This is a genomic window from Alkalidesulfovibrio alkalitolerans DSM 16529, from assembly GCF_000422245.1.
GTDB classification, from domain to species: Bacteria; Desulfobacterota; Desulfovibrionia; order Desulfovibrionales; family Desulfovibrionaceae; genus Alkalidesulfovibrio; species Alkalidesulfovibrio alkalitolerans.
Genome location: NZ_ATHI01000026.1, coordinates 212,546 through 229,709 on the forward strand (window position 1 = coordinate 212,546; position 17,164 = coordinate 229,709).

A 17,164-nucleotide genomic window follows, 5' to 3' on the forward strand; every position below is an offset into this window, starting at 1 on the left:
TCACATGCATCCAGCCGTCGTCGCAACCGTCCTCGCCACCGTAGCCGCCCTTGCGGGCGCAGCCGTTGGACGGCTCGCGCACGACGGATCGCTTTTCTTCATATTCGCGGCCGTTGTTGCGGCCGTGTTCGGCGGCGCGGCCTTCCTCCTCGTCCAAAGAGCCGTTGCCGCGCCTCTGGCCGCCCTGGTCAAGGCGGCCGAAAACCTGGCCCAGGAAAAAGGCATCGCCCTGCCCGACGTTGCAGGCCCCCTGGCCCCGGCGGCCGCGGCGGTCCAGACGCTTGCCGAGGCCCTGGAGTCCTCGCGCGAACGCGTCCAGGTGGCCGAGGCGCAGGCCGAGAAATGGCGCAAGGCCAACAAGCTCTCCGTGGCCGGAGCGCAAAAGGCCAAACGCCGCGACACCATCACCAAGCAAAGCATGCTCGAGGCCGCCGGAACCCTGAAGGAGGTCTCGGACTCCATCACCACCTTTGCGGCTTCCCTGGCCACGGACACCGGCAAGGTCAGCGAGGGCGCTCAGGTGCAGCGCGGCCGCGTGGAGAGCGCGGCGGCCGCCGTGGAGGAAATGAACGCCACCAACATGGAGGTAGCGAGAAGCGCCCAGAGCGCGGCCGAAATCGCCGAACGCACGCGGGGCACCGCCGTGCGGGGAGCCGAGGTCGTCAGCAACTCCGTGTCCGCCATCCGCGAACTGACTGGCGTGATGCAGGGGCTTCGAACCGACATGGAGGCCCTGGGAGGCAAGGCCGAGAGCATCGGCCAGGTCATGACCGTGATCGGGGACATCGCCGACCAGACCAACCTCCTGGCCCTGAACGCGGCCATCGAGGCCGCCCGCGCGGGCGAGGCGGGCCGGGGCTTTGCCGTGGTCGCGGACGAAGTCAGGAAACTCGCCGAGAAGACCATGTCCGCCACCAAGGAGGTGGAGACGGTCATCCGGGGCATCCAGGAGGGGTCGGCCAAGAGCCTATCCTCCATGGCCCAGGCCGCGACCGCCATGACCAGCGCCGAGGAGTCCTCCGGACGCTCGGGCGAGATGCTTTCCGAGATCGTGGAACTGGCCAACTCCACCTCGGACCAGATGCGCGCCATCGCCGCGGCCAGTTCGCAGCAATCGGCGGCCAGCGAGGATGTGGCCCGCAACATGGAGAACCTGTCGCGCTTTTCGGCCGAGACGGCCAGCGACATGACCGGCGCCATGGAATCCATCACCAGGCTCGACGCCCAGATCCAGGAGTTGGTCAAGCTCGGCGGGGTCTTTCGGATCATCGCCGAGGGCAAGGTTCTGGCCGAGGTGGAACAGATGGCAGGCAACAAGGACATCGCGAGCCTGGACCGCGCGCGGGCCGAAAAGGCCATGCGCGGCTATGTGGATCGCCTCTCGTTCCTGGAGTTGCTCTACCTCACGGACGGCACGGGCCGCCAGGTGACCGAGAACATCGCGCCCAAGGATTTCAAGGGCGCCAGTCATGCCTCGGCCCTCGGCAAGAACTGGTCCTCGCGGCCCTGGTACAAGGGCGCGGTCGAGAACAAGGAAACGTTCCTTTCCTCGATCTACGTCTCCGACGCTTCTGGCGACTACTGCCTGACGGTCTCCGTGCCGATCATGGAGAACGGCGAGGTCGCGGGCGTGCTCGGCGCGGACATCAAGCTCTTCGGCTAGCGGGGATTTCCAGCGGCCTGCTAAAGCTGCGTCGGCTGGCGCACCCACTTCTGCACGCGCGGCGGCTCGTAGTCCGCCAGGCGGTCCAGAAGGCGCGAGGCGTCGGCGTCGCACAAAAGCATGCCCCGGTGGGCGTCCTTCATGAATCCCTGGTCGCGCACGTGGTCGAGGAAGGCGCACAGGCCCGAATAGTAGCCGTTGACGTCGAGCAGGCCGCAGGGCTTGGCGTGGAACCCGAGCTGCGCCCAGGTGAAGACCTCGAAAAGTTCCTCCAGGGTGCCGATGCCGCCGGGCAGGGCCACGAAGGCGTCGGAAAGCTCGGCCATGCGAGCCTTCCGCTGGTGCATGGAGTCCACCACCTCAAGGCTCGTCAGGCCGGTGTGGCCGATCTCCTTGTCGAAGAGCGCCTTGGGGATGACGCCCGTGGCCTCGCCGCCCGCTTCCATGACCGCGTCGGCCAGGACGCGCATCAGCCCCACGGCCGAGCCGCCGTAGACAAGGCCAAGGCCACGCCGGACGAGTTCCGCGCCCAGAAGCCGGGCAGTGGCCGCGTAGGCCGGGTCCAGACCGTGATTGGCGCCGAGAAAGACGCAGATGTTTTTCATGGCGGCGCACACTACGCCGCATGGGAACGGTGCGCAAGCGCGGTGGCTCGGCTGCGGCGCGGGGACGGTGCCGGGGGCGGGCCGCTACCCGTCTTCGGGGTGCCAGCGGGCCATGTGCCCGCGATGGCTGGGCAGGTATGCGCCGGGCGCGTAGAAGCGGTCGTAGAATTCCAGGTCCAGGTGGCAGGCCTGCAGATACGGCAGGCAGAAGATGCTCGGCACCGTGCCCGGAAATTTTCCGAAGGTTTCGAGGATGTAGCTGGCCTGCAAGGCCACGCAGCGCCGGAAGCGCTCGTCGTGGACCCTGGCCGCGCCGCGCACGGCCCGCGAGTCCTTCCAGGGGCCGGGCGTGCCGGGATGAAACGGCCCGCCAGGGCCGAACTTGCGCTCGCACAGGGCCTCCACGGCCGCGCGCATGTCCGGGTGGTGGGGCGGGCAAAAGCCCTCCATGACTCCGGGCAGGCCCGTGGGGTTGGGCAGCGCCCAGCGCTCGTCGGTGTCGTACCTGAATCCCAGGCCCGGCACGGCCGGATCGCCGCTCGCGCCGAGCATGGCGAAGGGGTCGATGCCGTTGAACATCCAGCCGCCGAGCCCCATGGCCTGGAGCATGAGCGCCCCGGCGTAGCACGCGCAGGACAATTCGGCGGTCAGTTCGCCAAACGCCCATTGTTCCAGGAACGTCAGCGGCAGGGGCGCGTCCACGGCCGCGAGGTCGGCGAACTCGGACAGGCCCGGCATGGGCCGCCGGTTCAGGTCGTCGAAAAAGACCTGGCCGTTTTGCAGGTAGTAGCAAAGCCCCAGGAGCACGTGCTGGGCCAGGTCGCCCACGGGGACGACCAGGAGCGTGCCCGGCTTGTTGACCACCCAGGTGTTGTGGGCCTCGACGAAGGGCGTCTCGGCGGGCAGCTTCAGGCGGCCGTCGGCGAGCTTTCGCACCCGCTCCGCGTGGGCGCGCACGAGGGCGTCGAGATCGAGTCCGCCGTCCGCGTCCCGCCCGGCAAGGGCCGGGGCGTCGCGCACGTCGAGCACGTAGACGCCCGAGTCGTCCGTGAAGAAGGTCATGCTCGTCTCGAAGCCCGCGGCCGAGGGGAAGACCCGGCCGCCCGCCGCGCCCGCGTAGTTGGACAGGTGCGGCGCGTAGCGGGCCGCGCGGTAGATCATGTTGTGCCAGCCCGTGTTGGCCCCGCAGGCCCCGACCACGAGCATGGTCTCGATCTCGGAGAGGGGCTTTGGCGCGTGGCCGCTTTTGTGGGCGAAGGGGCCGTCCGGGATCTGCATACCCAGGCCGAAACGGCGCGAGCGCCTGCCGAGCAGGGCCGCAACGAGCGGAAAATCGAGCAGATCGGCGAAGCCGGGGGGAAGGGATGTCGGCGTCATGCGGGCCTCCGTGCGCGCCCCGGCCGTCCGGGTGAAGGGGCATGCGCCCGGCCGGCCGGATCGGGGGATCAGGGGATATTGCCCCGCATGTACACCCGTTCGGGCGTCGCGGACAAGCCCGAGGCGAAAAAATGAAGGCGGCTGGAGAGGGTCCGGCCCGCTCCATCTCTCAGCGCAGCTTCTTGAACCAGTCTATCAGGCCGTTGGTCGAGGAGTCGTGGCCCGTGGCCGGGGCGTCGTCCTCCAGTTCGGGCAGGATGGCGTTTGCGAGCTGCTTGCCGAGCTCCACGCCCCACTGGTCGAAGGAGTTCACGTTCCAGATCGCGCCCTGCACGAAAATCTTGTGCTCGTAGAGCGCGATGAGCGTGCCCAGCGTCTTCGGGTCGAGGACGCGGAAGAGGAAGGAGTTGGTGGGCTTGTTGCCGGGGAAGACCTTGTGCGGCAACAGGCGCTCGATCGCCTCGTCCGAAAGCCCCTGCCGTTCAAGTTCGGCCCGCGCCTCGTCCTCGGTCTTGCCGCGCATCAGCGCCTCGGTCTGGGCCAGGAAATTCGAGGCCAGGATGGCGTGGTGCTCGCCCACGGGGTTGAGCGAGCGCGCGGGCATCAGGAAGTCGCAGGGGATGAGCTTGGTGCCCTGGTGGATGAGCTGGTAAAAGGCGTGCTGGCCGTTGGTGCCGGGTTCGCCCCAGACCACGGGGCCGGTCTGGTAGTCCACGGGCTGGCCGTCCAGGCGCACGCGCTTGCCGTTGGATTCCATGTCGCCCTGCTGGAAATAGGCCGCGAAGCGCGCCAGATACTGGTCGTAGGGCAGGATGGCGTGGGTCTGCGCGCCGAGGAAGTTGTTGTACCATATGCCGAGCAGGGCCATGAGCACGGGGATGTTCTGCTCAAGCGGCGCTGAGCGGAAATGCTCGTCCGCCGCGAAGGCCCCGTCGAGCAGCTCTTCGAAGCGGTCCATGCCCACGTAGAGCGCGATGGAAAGGCCGATGGCCGACCACAGCGAATAGCGGCCGCCCACCCAGTCCCAGAAGCCGAACATGTTGTCCGGGTCGATGCCGAAGGCGCGCACGGCCTTTTCGTTCGTGGACAGGGCCGCGAAGTGGCGCGACACGGCCGCCTCGTCCCGGGCGTGGGCCAGGAGCCAGTCGCGCGCGGTGTGCGCGTTGGTCATGGTCTCCTGGGTCGTGAAGGTCTTGGAGGCCACGAGGAAGAGGGTGGTCTCGGGGTCCACCTGGGCCAGGGTCTCCATGACGTGGGTGCCGTCCACGTTGGAGACGAAGTGCACGCGCAGGTCGGGCCGGGCGTAGTGGGCCAGGGCTTGGCAGACCATCTGCGGGCCGAGGTCCGAGCCTCCGATGCCGATGTTGACCACGTTTTCGATGGCCTTGCCCGTGAACCCTTTCCATGAGCCCGAGCGCACGGCCTTGCAGAAGCCGCGCATGCGCGCGAGCACCATCCGCACCTCTGGCATCACGTCGCGGCCGTTCACGAGCACAGGCCTGTCCGAACGGTTGCGCAGGGCGGTGTGCAGCACCGCGCGGCCCTCGGTGACGTTGATCTTCTCGCCCGCGAACATGGCCTCGCGGCGCTCCTCCACCTTTTCCTGGCGGGCCAGGTCGAGGAGCAGGCGCAAGGTCTCGGCCGTGACGCGGTTCTTGGAGTAGTCGAAGAGGATGTCGCCGAGCGTGAGGTGCATGGCCGCGAAACGCCCCGGATCGGCGGCGAAGAGGTCGCGCATGTGCGTCTTGCGCATCGTCTCGCTGTGGCGGGTCAGGGCGGTGTAGGCGGGGGATTCGGTGAGGCGCATGTGGCGTGCTCCCTGTCTTGGCATCTTGGGGGCGGGCAACTCGAAGAAAACGTTTGTCAACAAGCGGCTTCCCTAATGGTAATGACGGAAGCAGCCGCCCAAGTCAACGCGGCCGCCGCGCAGGCTGCTGCTCAACTATTTTGGGCAGACCGTTCCAAAAGCGCCAGATGCAAGGCGCAAGAAAAGTTCAAGGCCGACGCGTATTTCAGATACGCGAGGGTTTGAACTTTTTGCGGCAACGCCGCAGATGGCGTTTTTGGGGCGGCCTGCTACCAGATGGCGCGCTTGCCCTTGCGAGTCAGCCAGCCCAGCGGCAGGCCGTGGAAATAAAGGCCCGCGCCCGGCGGGGCAGCGATGCTCTGGCCCGAGAGCAGGGCCGAAAGCCCGGCTGGGTCGGTCAGGTTCAGGCCCGCGCCCTCGCGCCAGGGAGGCAGGAGCGCGCGGCAGCGCGGATCGGGGCGGAAGCGGTTCTTGACGATCTTGCCAAGCGGGAAGCCCTGCCAGCGAAATCCCGGCGGCAGGCCGAGCGCCGCGCGCGGCAGGAAGAAGGCCGCGCCCGCGAAATCCCATATCTCGCCCGGCGGCAGGCGCTCGAAGGCCGGGGCGGGATCGTTCGGGCAGTCGAGGCGCGCCGGATCAAGGCGGCGGCCGGGCAGGCTCGGGGCGGCTTGCGCGCCCTTGTCGGGGTGCGGCTCGTCCGAACCGGGCTTTTGCAGCAGCGCGAGATAGAAGCCCTGGCCCTCTCCTGCGGTCATGTCCGTGCGCACCACGCCCGAGAGCCCCAGCATCGGCGCATCGAGCGCGAAGCCGGGCGGCGGAGCGAGGGGCGAAAGATCGAGGCCGAGTTCGTCCATGGCGAAAAGCGTCTGGGCCTCGTTCTCCTCCACGTTGGTGGTGCAGGTGGAGTAGAGCGCGCGGCCGCCCGGCGCGAGCAGCGAGGCCGCGCGGGCCAGGAGCTTTCGTTGCAGGGACACGAGCGGCCCGGTCTTCTCCGGGGTCCAGATGGCGCGCACTTCCGGGTTCTTGGCCTCGGTGCCCCAGCCCGAGCAGGGCGGGTCGAGTTGGATGAAGTCCCAGCTTTCGTCGCGAAGCGGCAGGGACTCGCCCGGATAGGAGCAGGTGGCGGCCTGGACCAGGTTCATGCGGCGCAGGTTCTGGCGCAGCGTGGGCAGGCGGCCGTGGCCAGGCTCGTTGCCGAGCACGAAACCCGCGCGCCCCGTGAGCTGGGCCAAAAAGCCGGTCTTGGAGCCGGGCGCGGCGCACATGTCGAGCACACACGAGCCCTGCGCCGGGGCCAGCGCCAGCGGCGGGAGCATGGAGGAGCGGTCCTGGATGTAGATGTAGCCGAAGCGCGCGGCCTGGGAGTCGCCCAGGGCGAAGGGTTCGAGCGTGCAGACCCGGCACAGGGGGTGGAAGGGCTCGGCTTCGAAGGCGAAGCCCTGCGCCGCGAGCCAGGCCTCGACGGCCGCGGCCTCGCCGGGCTCGCAGACCAGACGAAAGGAACGGTTGGCCCGGCTCACCCGCGCGGGCTCCATAGATAGAAACGCTGTTCCAGCTTTGCGTTTTGCAAGGCAATCATGTAGGCACCTTTTTCACGCAATTGCCAAACCGGGCGTTGTCAGCAACCGTCTTTTCCCGAGGAAAGGAGTCCACGACATGCGCACTCTCGCCGTTCTCCTGGCCACGCTGCTGTTCGCGGCGGGCCTCGCCTCCCAGCCGCTGGCGGCCAGAACCCTGAGCTACGCCAACTTCCCGCCCGCGTCCACCGTGCCGTGCGTGCAGATGGAGCGCTGGGCCGAGGAGGTGCAAAAGCGCACCAACGGGGCCATCACGGTCAAGACCTACCCCGGCAGCACCCTGCTCACGGCGCGCAACATGCTGCGCGGCGTGCAGACCGGCCAGGCCGACATCGGCTGCATCTCCATGTCGTACCAGCCGGGCGCGTTCCCGTTCTCTTTCGCGCTCAGCCAGCCCGTGGGCTTCACCTCGGCCACCACGGCCTCGGTCACGCTGTGGAAGATGTTCGAGAAATATAAGCCCCAGGAGTTCGAGGCCGTCAAGGTCGTCGCCATGTTCACCTCCGCGCCCTCGAACCTCATGTCGCGGGTGCCGGTCAAGACCCTCGACGACATGAAGGGCCTTGAGATCCGTGGCGCGGGCAACCTCTCCGACGTGCTCGCCCGCCTTGGCGCGGTGCCGGTCTCCATGCCCATGCCCGAGACGCCCGAGGCCGTGCAAAAGGGCGTGGTCAAGGGGCTCCTGACTTCCTTCGAGGTTCTGAAGGACATGAATTTCGCCGAGATGTGCCGCTACCAGACAGTCATGAACCTGCCGGTCTATCCCTTTGCGGTCATCATGAACAAGCGCACCTGGGATTCCCTGCCCAAGGACGTGCAAAAGGTCATCGACGACCTCGCCCTTGAGCAGGCCGAATGGACCGGCAAGTATTGGGATGCGCACGTGCAGACCGCACTCGACTGGTCCAAGGAGACCTACGGCATCGAAGTCTACGATCTTTCCGAAGCGGACCAGTCGGCCATGATGCAGGCCGTGGCCCCGCTCATCGACGCCTGGAAGGTCGAGGCCCGGACCGCGGGACTCGATCCCGAGGCCATCCTCAAGGACATCGAAACCTTCAAGGCCGAGGCCGAAGCCGCCTACGGCAAATAGGCCCGTCAAAGGTCGTCCGCGCATGAGGGGGCCGTCCGGACGCGTTCCGGGCGGCCCCGCCGCGCCTGCTGCCTGGAGCATTCGTGATCGCATTGCTTGAACGTTTCCGCCGTCTGGCCTGCAACGCCCTGGCCGCCGTGGCCGGTTTGGCCGTGCTGGCCATGGTCGCCTTGGCCTGCGCCAACATCATCGGCCGCACCTTCCTGTCCTCGCCCATCGGCGGCACCTACGAGTTGATGGGCTTCTTCGGGGCCGTGGCCGCGGCCTTTGCGCTGGGCTACTCGCAACTCGCCAAGGGCCACGTGGCCGTGACCATCCTTGACGAGCATCTGCCGCGCCGCCTGCGCCGCCTGCTCGATGCGCTGGGCGCGGCCATCGGCGGGGCCTTCTTCGCCGTGGCCGGGGTCGAGGTGGTCGATTTCGGCAACTTCATGGTCGCCACGGGCGAGCTTTCCGAGACCCTCAGACTGCCGTTTTACTGGTTCGTCTGGGGCGTGGGCGGCGGCTGCCTGCTCATGGCTTTCGTCCTCTTCGTGGACATGCTCGCGGCCCTGAGAAAGACCCCGGAGCGCGCCGCATGAACATGATGCTCGAAGGCCTGCTCGGCGTCGTCGTCCTGCTGGCGGTCATTTTCTTCCTGCGTATGCCTGTGGGTTTTGCCATGGCCGCCGTGGGTTTCTCGGGGCTCGTGCACGTCATGGGCCTTGCGGCCGCGCTCGGCCTCACCGGCAGCGAGATCTGGGAGACTTTCTCCTCCTACGGACTCACGGTCATCCCCCTGTTCGTGCTCATGGGGCAAGTCTGCTTCTATTCCGGGGTCAACCAGCGATTGTACCACACGGCCTACTGCTGGCTCGGCTCCATCAGGGGCGGCATGGCCATGGCCACGGTTATGGCCAGCGCGGGGTTCGCGGCCATCTCCGGCTCCAATTCGGCCACGGCCGCGACCATGAGCACCGTGGCCCTGCCCGAGATGAAGAAATACGGCTACAGCCCCGTGCTCTCGTCGGGCGCGGTGGCCGCGGGCTCGACACTCGGCGTGGTCATCCCGCCTTCGGTGGTCTTCATCATCTACGGGCTTCAGACCGGCACCTCCATCGCCAAGCTCTTCCTTTCAGGCGTGGTGCCGGGGCTCTTTCTGCTCTCGTCGTTTCTGGTCATCATCCATTTCGTCTGCCGCCTTCACCCCACCTGGGGCCCGGCCGGGCCAGGCGTGACCTGGGCCGAGAAGATCGCCTCGCTGACCGGCTCCCTGGAGATGGCCGCGCTCTTCGCGCTGGTCATGGGCGGCCTCGCCTTCGGCGTGTTCACGCCTTCCGAGGCGGGCGCGGCGGGCGCGGGGCTGGCCATCCTCATGAACACGGCCACATGCAAGCTTTCGCTCAAGGGGCTTTGGGTGGCGGTCATGGACACCATCCGCGTCTCGTGCATGATCCTGGTGATCATCATGGGCGCGGTCATCTTCGGCCGCTTCCTGGCGGTCACGCGGCTGCCTTTCGACATGGCCGACTGGGTGGCGGGGCTCGAACTGCCGGGCTTCGGCGTGATGCTGGTAATAAGCCTGATCTATCTTCTGGGCGGCATGATCATGGACGCCCTGGCGCTGTTGCTCATCACGCTGCCCATCTTCTTCCCCCTGGCCATGACGCTCGGCTACGATCCGGTCTGGTTCGGCGCTTACATCTGCGTGCTCACGACCATGGGGGCCATCACGCCGCCCGTGGGCATATCGAGCTACGTGGTCGCGGCCATGTCGCCGGGGCTCACGCTCTCCGAGGTCTTTCGCGGCGGCAACTACTTCCTGCTCGGCTTCCTCGCCTGCCTGGCCATGATGCTCATTTTCCCGGAGTTCGTGCTCTGGCTTTCGGGGCACGCGAACTGACATGGCGGGCGTCGTCACGGTCACGGTCGGCCCGGCCGAGTCCGGGATGAAGCTCCTGCTGTTTCTTGAGGCGCGCCTGGGCAAGGGCGTGCCGCGCGCGGCCATCCAGAAGTGGATACGCACCGGGCAGGTGCGCGTGGACGGCGGCCGGGCCAAGCCCTTCGACAGGCTCCTGGCCGGGCAGAGCGTGCGCATCCCGCCGCACGAGCCGGGCGAGACCGCGCCGGAACGACTGAAAGCCTCCGGTCCGCCGCTCGAAATCCTGTACGAGGACGCCGAAACAGTGGTCGTGAAAAAGCCGCGCGGCCTGGCTGCGCAGGGCGGAACGGGATTGAGCGACTCCGTGGCCGACCGGCTGCTTGCCATGTACGCGGGCACGAACGTCTCGCCCGCGCCGGTGCACCGGCTGGACCGTGAGACCACGGGCATTCTCGTGGCGGGCAAGACGCACGAGGCGCGCCGCCGCCTCTCGGAGATTTTTGCGGGCCGCGAGGCCAAAAAGACCTATCTGGCCTGGGTGGCAGGGCGCTGGCCCGAGGAACGCGCCGTGACGCTCTCGGACCGGCTGGAGAAGGCGGCCTCGGGCACGGGGCTGGAGAAGGTGCGCGCGGGCGCGGGCAGGCAGGCCCTGGCGCGCGTGCGGCCCCTGCGCCTGGGTGAGGGGGCGAGCCTTCTGGCCGTGGAGCTTTTCACCGGCCGCACGCACCAGATCAGGGTGCAGCTCGCCACGCGCGGCCATCCCGTGCTTGGCGACCGCAAGTACGGCGCGCCGCCGCACGCGACGCCGCTCATGCTGCATGCCTGGCGGCTGGAGCTGCCAGGGCTGCCGCCGCTCGTCTGCGCGCCGGACTGGGATGGCGAGTGGGCGCCATAGCCCGGTCTCTGGCTCTCGGCCAGTTTTCCGTAGTTAGCTAGCCGCCCGCCGCATAATCCAGATCCCCACGCCGCACACAGGCCATGAACCAGTTGTTGAAGGCCGTGAGCGACGCGATGTCGGCCGAGCGATAAACGGCCCGCCGTCTGAGCACGTTCTCCATGGCCGGGGGGAACGCGCCCTGGCCCGGGTTCTCGTAGGCGTAATGCCTGCTCCACGCCCCGATCTTCTGCCCCACGTAGTTTATGCCCCTGTCGATGACGAGTTGCAGCGGCAGGTGTACGGCCAGCTTCCACTCCAGATCGATGAAGCGCACGTCGCCGCTTTGCGGATGAAACATCACGTTTCCGGGATGCGCGTCGAGCAGCGCGCCAGGTACGAAAGGCCCGGCGGCGCGCTCGGCGTAGAGGGGCCTGCCGATGCGGGCGGCGCAAAAGGCGGCGAAATCCTCCGCGATCTTCGGCGAGGCCGGGATGCTTCGCGCCGCCATGAGGTCCATCCAGGCGAGCAGCGCGGTCCCCGCGCCAGGGGCGTCGCCCCGCTCCAGCAATGACAGGACGCGCATGAGCACGCTCACGTACCCGGCGAGGTAGGGCTCGACCGGCTTCACGTGTTGTTCTCCGCTGGCGAAGGCGCGCGGCGCAAGGTCGTGGACGCGGCGGCGCGAGACACTGATGGAGCCGTCGTCGCGGGCGTCGAAGCGGGTCTGGGTCTGGAAGGCGCGCGGGCAGCCGTCCACGTTGAAGGCCGTGGCCAGCATGGCGGAGTCGGCGCCCAGGGCCGGGGCGTGGGCGCCATCGCCCGCCAGCACCAGGAAGGAGTTCATGAAGTTGTGGGCGCAGCCCGCGTCCAGGGCGCTTTGCAGGAACGTGCGTTCGTTGAAGGCCGGTTCGTGCCTGCCGCCGTAGTCCCGCGTGGGCAGGTCCAGAAGCGGCAGGGGATCGAAAGAGGGGGTTTCGAAGGCGTGCTGGGAAAGGACGGCGTCGGGCACTTTGTAGTCGGGCGAGGGATAGAACCAGGACTGCGCTGCGAAGCCCGCGTCCGCGAGCAGCGCGGCGAGCGCGGGCCGGTCGAAGGTGCGCGCGCCGAACGGCCCGGCATAGCCGTTGACCCCGCAGTAGGGGCGGCCCGTGTGGTCCTCGGGCATGCCCGCGAGGTATTTGTGGCCCATGGCGTTCTCGATGGCCAGGATCAGGACGCCGTCCGGCCGCAGGTAGCGGCGCGCGGCGCGAAGCAGGTGCTCGTGCGGCCGCTCGTGGCGCACGTAGGTCTGCGCGTATTCGAGCACGCCGACCAGGATCACGTGCGAGAACTCGTCCGTGAACGGCAGGTTCGCGGCGTTGCCCACGACGATGCGCAGGTTTTTCGCCTTGCGGCAGCGCATCTGGATGACCTTGGCCCGGTCGGGCGAGCCTTCCGCTGCCACGACGCGCCCGGCCTTTTCGACCAGCAGCGAGGTCAGTGCGCCGCAGCCAGCGCCAAGCTCCAGCACCGAGGCGTCCGGTCCGAAGTCCATCCAGGCCAGAAGCGACTTGCGGCGCGGCGTGAGGTGGTAGTGCACAGCCCAGGGCAGGTCGTGGCCGACGAGGCCGTATTCGTCGTGGGCCGCCTCGCGCGAGAACAAGTCGAGCAGGGCCGCCTCGGACGAGTCGGCGTAGGGGATGCCCGGTTCCTCGAAGACGATGGGCGGCAGGCTGTCGTCGGGCATTCTCGTGGCTCCGTGTCGTCGCGCTTTTCAGTGATTTTTGGGCAATGCACGAGCGTTGTCTGTGGGTATGGGCGTGGCCTGCCGTCTTTGTACAAATATTGGATGCCTGTCGTCCAGAAGGGGATGAATGCGCTTTGCGACGAAAAGGCAGGGTGATGTTTGAAATGACGATCAATCTGCGAGAATATGCGTCATCGTCTGGCAAAGCTGGAATCCTCTGCGCAAAAAAAGCGAAAAGCCGCGCTTCTTCCAGAAGCGCGGCTTTTCGCTGAGTACGTTGTATCTTTTTTGGTCGGGGCGAGAGGATTTGAACCTCCGACATTCAGCTCCCAAAGCTGACGCGCTACCAGGCTGCGCCACGCCCCGACGGAAACGGATGCCTACAGCAAAGCGGCCGGGCTTTCAAGTTGCCCTGGACCACACGCCCGAAACTTCGCCCCCGCACTGCGGGCAGCGGCCGTCCTTGAGCCGGTTGCGCAGGACCGTGAAGCCGTCGCGCGTCACGCACGCGCAGCCGCAGGAGGGGCAGACCGTGGCGTTGTCTTCCCTGCCCGGAACGTTGCCCACGTAAATGTGTTCAAGGCCCGCCGCAATGCCCGCGGCCCTGGCGCGCTCCAGGCTTTCCACAGGCGTCGGGCCCCGGTCCGTGAGCCTGTAGGTGGGGTGAAAGCGCGAGACGTGCCACGGCGTGTGCGCGCCAAGCTCCTTGGCGATGAAGCCCGCGATGGCCGAAAGCTCTTCCTTGGAATCGTTCAGGTCCGGGATGACCAGGGTCGTGACTTCCAGGTGCCAGCCAAGGGAGCGGATAGTCTTCAGGTTCTCCAGCACCGGGGCCAGTCGGGCGCCGCATACCTCTTGGTAGAAACGTTCGCTGAAGGCCTTCAGGTCGATGTTGGCGGCCTGGACGAGCGGCGCGAGTTCCTCCAGGCAGCGGCCGGACATGAAGCCGTTGGAGACCAGGACGTTGGCGAGTCCGGCTTGCGCGGCCAGTCTGGCCGTGGCCTGTACGAGTTCGAAGAAGATCGTTGGCTCGGAGTATGTGTAGGAGATGGAGGCCGCGCCGGTCTCGCGCGCCGCGCGCACGATGTCCTCGGGCGAAACGTGCTGACCTTGGATGGGCTGGCCGGTCTTGGGTGACTGAGAGAGCGACCAGTTCTGGCAGAAGCCGCATTCCAGGTTGCAGCCCATGGTGCCGATGGAGAAGGAGGTCGTGCCCGGCAGGAAGTGGTAGAGCGGCTTCTTCTCGATGGGATCGAGGTTCATGGCCGCCACGCGGTCGAAAACAAGGGTGTACAGCTTGCCGTTTTTGTTCACGCGAACGCCGCATTTGCCCCGGCTGTCCGGTTCGATGACGCAGAAATGACTGCACAGTTCGCAATGAACGCGGTCCTTGGAAAGCGGTTTCCACAAAAGCGCCTCGTGCATGACGCACCTCCCTGGGCCGTCTGGCCCCTGCCCGGTCCCGTCCTTGCCGCGTGGTAGCCCGTCCGTGGGCTGCCCGACGCCGACTGGATGCGTCGAAATGCTATCACGTTTTTGGGGAATGCGACATCACTTGCCGGGCCAGATGATGACTGGCTTGACCTCCTTGATCTCGATGGTGGCGTTGTGCGCGGGCTGATCGACCGGCGGCCTCGGCGCGGTTTCCATGACCTGATCGCCGGTCACGGGGTCCTGGCCGATGAACGGCGCGCCCTGGCGGCCGCCCGTGCCCATCTGCACATCGCGGCGGTCGGGAGCCGTGTCTGGGTTCGGCGTGTAGCCGCCGTGGCCTTCGGCCCACGCGGCCGGAACCGAGCCGACGAGCAGCAAACCCGCCAGCAGCAGGCCGGGCAGCGAAAATCGGCGGGGCGCGCGGGGACACCGCGTCATAAAAGCGTCGATAAAATGGTGGCGGCATTGCATGGTTGTTCCTCGCAGGGTATGATATCTTGTGCTTTTTCTTGCGGTTCGGGTCTGAAACCCCTATACATCCCTTCACCTTTTCGGGGGAATTTATCAAGGATCATGCCATGAGCAAGCGCACGGACGCCTACACGGCCGCGGGAGTGGACACCGAGGCCGCAGGCCGGTTCATCGACGGCATCAAGTCCATGGTCGCATCGACCTACACCAAGGGAGTGATCTCGGACATCGGCGGTTTCGGCGGCCTGTTCAAGCCCGACATCGCGGGCATGCAGGAGCCGGTGCTGGTGGCCGGGACAGACGGCGTGGGCACCAAGCTGAAGCTCGCCTTCACCTTCGACCGCCACGACACCGTGGGTATCGACCTGGTGGCCATGAGCGTCAACGACATCCTGGTGCAGGGGGCGAAGCCGCTGTTTTTTCTGGACTACTTCGCCACAGGCAAACTGGACGGCGACAAGGCCACCACCGTGCTCCAGGGCATCGTGGAGGGCTGCCGCGAGGCCGAGTGCGCCCTGCTCGGCGGAGAGACGGCCGAGATGCCGGACTTCTATGCGGACGGCGAATACGACCTCTCGGGCTTTTGCGTCGGCATCGTGGACAACGCGCGCATCGTGGACGGGTCGAGCATTGCCGTGGGCGACGTGATCGTGGGGCTCGGTTCCACCGGCCCGCACTCCAACGGCTACTCCCTGATCCGCAAGATCCTGGCCGCCTCGAATCTTTCGGGCGGCGACGCGTTTCCCGGCACGGACAAGACCGTGGCCGAGGTGCTGCTCGCGCCCACGCGCATTTACGTCAAGCCCATCAAGGCCATCATGCGCGACCTGGAGATCAAGGGCATGGTGCACATCACCGGCGGCGGCTTCTACGACAACATTCCCCGCGTGCTGCCGCGCGGCGTGGCCGCCCGCATCGCTTTCGGCTCCTTCGCGGTGCCGCCGGTCTTCGCCTGGCTCAAGGCCCAGGGGAATCTTTCCTGGCCCGAGATGCTGCAGGTCTTCAACTGCGGCGTGGGCTACATGTGCATCGTGGCCCCGGAGGTCGCCCAGGACGTCATCGATCGTCTTTCGGGGATGCACATTCCGGCCTCCGTCATCGGCCGTATCGAGCCGCTGGAGAAGGGCATGGAACAGGTGATCGTGGACTTCCCCGAGGACGCCTGCCCGTAAGCGCCGCTTCAGCGAGCGAAATAAGGGCCGGGGCGCGTTTCGCGTCCCGGCTTTTTTGCGTGGCGCGGGCTAACCCGCGGTTTCGAGAGAGGGATTGAAGTAGCCCACGCCGAGTGTTGGCGCGGCCTTTTTCAGGCGCGTGAGGAAGTTGGCGAGGCCCATGCTCGGGCCCATGGGCACGGCGGCCAGCGTGTCGAGATACAGCTCTGGATCCAGGTTCAGGTTGCGCATCTGGATGAAGTCCACCTTTTCGTCCGCTATGAGCCCGGCCAGCGCGTCGAACTCCTCCTCGGTGTCGGAAAAGCCAGGAAAGAACAGGAAGTTGAGCGACACGAACAGGCCGTGGCGCTTGGCCTCTCGGATCGTCTCGCGCACGTCGGCGAAGGCGTAGCCGCGCGGCCGGTAGTAGGGCAGCCAGGAGCATTCGCGCGCCGAGTTGAGGCTCACGCGGATGGAGGAGAGCCCGGCCGCAGCGAGCGGGGCCATGGTCTGCGGCAGGCTGGCGTTGGTGTTGACGTTCACGGTGCCTTTGCCGCCCGCGCCGCGAAACAGCGCAACGGCCTTGGCGATGATCTTGGCCTCGGTCAGCGGCTCGCCTTCGCAGCCCTGACCAAAGGAGAAGATGGGCTGCTTGGCGCGCGCGCCGTGCGCCTGCATGACCTCCACGATCTCCTCGGGTTTGGGCGTGAAGCCGATGCGCTCCTGCGTGGCCGGAAAGCCCGAGTCCGGCGGCTGGGACGAGAGGCAGCCGATGCACGAGGCGTTGCAGGTCCGGGCCGTGGGTAGGGGGCACTCGAAGCGGCCCAGGGCCAGATTGCGCGCCGCCGGGCAGGAGTAGGTCAGGGCGCAGCCCGCCAGATGGCGCACCAGCCGGTTGTCAGGAAATCTCTTGAGCAGGCGGTTCGCGCCCTGCCGGATCTTCTCCGGGTCGATGCCCGAGAACTCCTGGCGGCGGTCGCGATCCACGCGCTTGGCGCAGACGTAAAAACGGCCGTTGGCAAAACCCACCGCGCCGTAGGCGAAAAGCGGCAGCACGGGCGCGTCGTCCTCCACGGCGAAGGCGGCCGTGGCGGAGAGGGTGTGCGCCGGGGCCACGAAAGCGGCCACGGCGAAGTCGTCCACCACCTCGGCCCGGCCGGATTCGGGATCGAGCCCCACGGCGCGGCGTCCCTCGAGCAGGAAAAGCTCGGATTCCTCGGGCAGGGGGATGAGTTCGTCGGGCCGGGGCAGGGCCAGTTCGTGGCCGCGCCTGACGACCATCAGGAGGTCCGGATGTTCAATGATCTCCCCTTCAGGGGTGGCGGCGAGAAGATGCGGCGTGAGGCGTTCGCGGGTGGCCATGGCGTGGCAGGTCGCACATCGCCGGGCAAAAGGCAACGGCTGATTTGTTCCTCTTGTCAGCGTCAGAGAAGTACGGGCAATTTTAATCCGTTTCCGTATCCTGCGGGAATGACTGCCGGATCATCCAGTAAAAAATAACGGCAAAACGTTGACCCGTTAC

General features: G+C 67.1%; 14 protein-coding genes and 1 tRNA gene. 6 read left to right on the forward strand and 9 right to left on the reverse strand.

Features of this window, described 5'->3' with window-relative positions:
• Positions 1-4: 4 nt before the first annotated feature.
• Positions 5-1,663: a methyl-accepting chemotaxis protein gene (locus DSAT_RS08475; protein ID WP_020887083.1), complete on the forward strand. Its 1,659-nt coding sequence runs from the start codon at positions 5-7 to the stop codon at positions 1,661-1,663.
• Between the two features lie 20 nt (positions 1,664-1,683).
• On the opposite strand, the gene DSAT_RS08480 is transcribed toward DSAT_RS08475, so the two are convergent.
• The 4 genes from DSAT_RS08480 to DSAT_RS08495 form a co-directional block, all read right to left on the reverse strand.
• On the reverse strand, positions 1,684-2,268 hold the full coding sequence (locus DSAT_RS08480; RefSeq protein WP_020887084.1) for an LOG family protein: 585 nt from the start codon (positions 2,266-2,268) through the stop codon (positions 1,684-1,686).
• Between the two features lie 84 nt (positions 2,269-2,352).
• Positions 2,353-3,645 (reverse strand): hypothetical protein, encoded by a 1,293-nt coding sequence (locus tag DSAT_RS08485; protein ID WP_020887085.1) that lies wholly within the window; start codon positions 3,643-3,645, stop codon positions 2,353-2,355.
• Between the two features lie 169 nt (positions 3,646-3,814).
• Positions 3,815-5,452, reverse strand: a complete 1,638-nt coding sequence (gene pgi / locus DSAT_RS08490; protein WP_020887086.1) for a glucose-6-phosphate isomerase — start codon at positions 5,450-5,452, stop codon at positions 3,815-3,817.
• A gap of 269 nt (positions 5,453-5,721) precedes the next feature.
• Positions 5,722-6,972, reverse strand: a complete 1,251-nt coding sequence (locus DSAT_RS08495) for an RsmB/NOP family class I SAM-dependent RNA methyltransferase (RefSeq protein ID WP_020887087.1) — start codon at positions 6,970-6,972, stop codon at positions 5,722-5,724.
• A gap of 136 nt (positions 6,973-7,108) precedes the next feature.
• Between DSAT_RS08495 and DSAT_RS08500 the strand changes: the two genes are divergently transcribed.
• The 4 genes from DSAT_RS08500 (at position 7,109) to DSAT_RS08515 (ending at position 10,878) form a co-directional block, all read left to right on the forward strand.
• The gene (locus tag DSAT_RS08500) at positions 7,109-8,122 is read left to right on the forward strand and encodes a TRAP transporter substrate-binding protein (RefSeq protein WP_020887088.1); all 1,014 of its coding nucleotides are present in this window, start codon (positions 7,109-7,111) and stop codon (positions 8,120-8,122) included.
• 83 nt (positions 8,123-8,205) lie between these two features.
• Positions 8,206-8,703, forward strand: coding sequence for a TRAP transporter small permease (locus DSAT_RS08505; protein ID WP_020887089.1), 498 nt, complete (start codon positions 8,206-8,208; stop codon positions 8,701-8,703).
• Complete coding sequence (locus DSAT_RS08510; RefSeq protein ID WP_020887090.1) at positions 8,700-10,004, forward strand: TRAP transporter large permease; 1,305 nt, start codon at positions 8,700-8,702, stop codon at positions 10,002-10,004. Before DSAT_RS08505 ends, DSAT_RS08510 begins: the two co-directional genes overlap by 4 nt.
• 1 nt (position 10,005) lies before the next feature.
• On the forward strand, positions 10,006-10,878 hold the full coding sequence (locus DSAT_RS08515; RefSeq protein WP_020887091.1) for an RluA family pseudouridine synthase: 873 nt from the start codon (positions 10,006-10,008) through the stop codon (positions 10,876-10,878).
• A gap of 37 nt (positions 10,879-10,915) precedes the next feature.
• Here DSAT_RS08515 and DSAT_RS08520 read toward each other — a convergent pair whose 3' ends face one another.
• From DSAT_RS08520 to DSAT_RS08535, 4 genes are all read right to left on the reverse strand, one after another.
• Positions 10,916-12,586 (reverse strand): class I SAM-dependent methyltransferase, encoded by a 1,671-nt coding sequence (locus DSAT_RS08520; protein WP_020887092.1) that lies wholly within the window; start codon positions 12,584-12,586, stop codon positions 10,916-10,918.
• Positions 12,587-12,875: 289 nt separating this feature from the next.
• A tRNA-Pro gene (locus DSAT_RS08525) sits at positions 12,876-12,952 on the reverse strand.
• Positions 12,953-12,988: 36 nt separating this feature from the next.
• The gene (gene amrS / locus DSAT_RS08530) at positions 12,989-14,011 is read right to left on the reverse strand and encodes an AmmeMemoRadiSam system radical SAM enzyme (protein WP_020887093.1); all 1,023 of its coding nucleotides are present in this window, start codon (positions 14,009-14,011) and stop codon (positions 12,989-12,991) included.
• Between the two features lie 126 nt (positions 14,012-14,137).
• A complete protein-coding gene (locus tag DSAT_RS08535) occupies positions 14,138-14,458 on the reverse strand; it encodes a hypothetical protein (protein WP_152490272.1) in 321 nt (106 codons plus the stop codon).
• Between the two features lie 140 nt (positions 14,459-14,598).
• Between DSAT_RS08535 and purM the strand changes: the two genes are divergently transcribed.
• The gene (gene purM, locus DSAT_RS08540) at positions 14,599-15,663 is read left to right on the forward strand and encodes a phosphoribosylformylglycinamidine cyclo-ligase (RefSeq protein ID WP_020887095.1); all 1,065 of its coding nucleotides are present in this window, start codon (positions 14,599-14,601) and stop codon (positions 15,661-15,663) included.
• Positions 15,664-15,732: 69 nt separating this feature from the next.
• Here the strand turns inward: purM and DSAT_RS08545 are convergent, their stop codons facing one another.
• Positions 15,733-17,004, reverse strand: coding sequence for a radical SAM family protein (locus DSAT_RS08545; RefSeq protein ID WP_020887096.1), 1,272 nt, complete (start codon positions 17,002-17,004; stop codon positions 15,733-15,735).
• Between the last annotated feature and the right edge of the window lie 160 nt (positions 17,005-17,164).

What these genes read in the sequence shown, in the direction of transcription:
- DSAT_RS08515 (WP_020887091.1), top strand. Translation starts at nt 10,006, where the DNA reads ATGGCGGGCGTCGTCACGGTCACGGTCGGCCCGGCCGAGTCCGGGATG.
- DSAT_RS08500 (WP_020887088.1), top strand. Translation starts at nt 7,109, where the DNA reads ATGCGCACTCTCGCCGTTCTCCTGGCCACGCTGCTGTTCGCGGCGGGC.
- amrS (WP_020887093.1), bottom strand. Translation starts at nt 14,011, where the DNA reads ATGCACGAGGCGCTTTTGTGGAAACCGCTTTCCAAGGACCGCGTTCAT.
- DSAT_RS08510 (WP_020887090.1), top strand. Translation starts at nt 8,700, where the DNA reads ATGAACATGATGCTCGAAGGCCTGCTCGGCGTCGTCGTCCTGCTGGCG.
- DSAT_RS08485 (WP_020887085.1), bottom strand. Translation starts at nt 3,645, where the DNA reads ATGACGCCGACATCCCTTCCCCCCGGCTTCGCCGATCTGCTCGATTTT.
- DSAT_RS08535 (WP_152490272.1), bottom strand. Translation starts at nt 14,458, where the DNA reads ATGACGCGGTGTCCCCGCGCGCCCCGCCGATTTTCGCTGCCCGGCCTG.
- DSAT_RS08545 (WP_020887096.1), bottom strand. Translation starts at nt 17,004, where the DNA reads ATGGCCACCCGCGAACGCCTCACGCCGCATCTTCTCGCCGCCACCCCT.
- DSAT_RS08475 (WP_020887083.1), top strand. Translation starts at nt 5, where the DNA reads ATGCATCCAGCCGTCGTCGCAACCGTCCTCGCCACCGTAGCCGCCCTT.
- purM (WP_020887095.1), top strand. Translation starts at nt 14,599, where the DNA reads ATGAGCAAGCGCACGGACGCCTACACGGCCGCGGGAGTGGACACCGAG.
- pgi (WP_020887086.1), bottom strand. Translation starts at nt 5,452, where the DNA reads ATGCGCCTCACCGAATCCCCCGCCTACACCGCCCTGACCCGCCACAGC.
- DSAT_RS08520 (WP_020887092.1), bottom strand. Translation starts at nt 12,586, where the DNA reads ATGCCCGACGACAGCCTGCCGCCCATCGTCTTCGAGGAACCGGGCATC.
- DSAT_RS08480 (WP_020887084.1), bottom strand. Translation starts at nt 2,268, where the DNA reads ATGAAAAACATCTGCGTCTTTCTCGGCGCCAATCACGGTCTGGACCCG.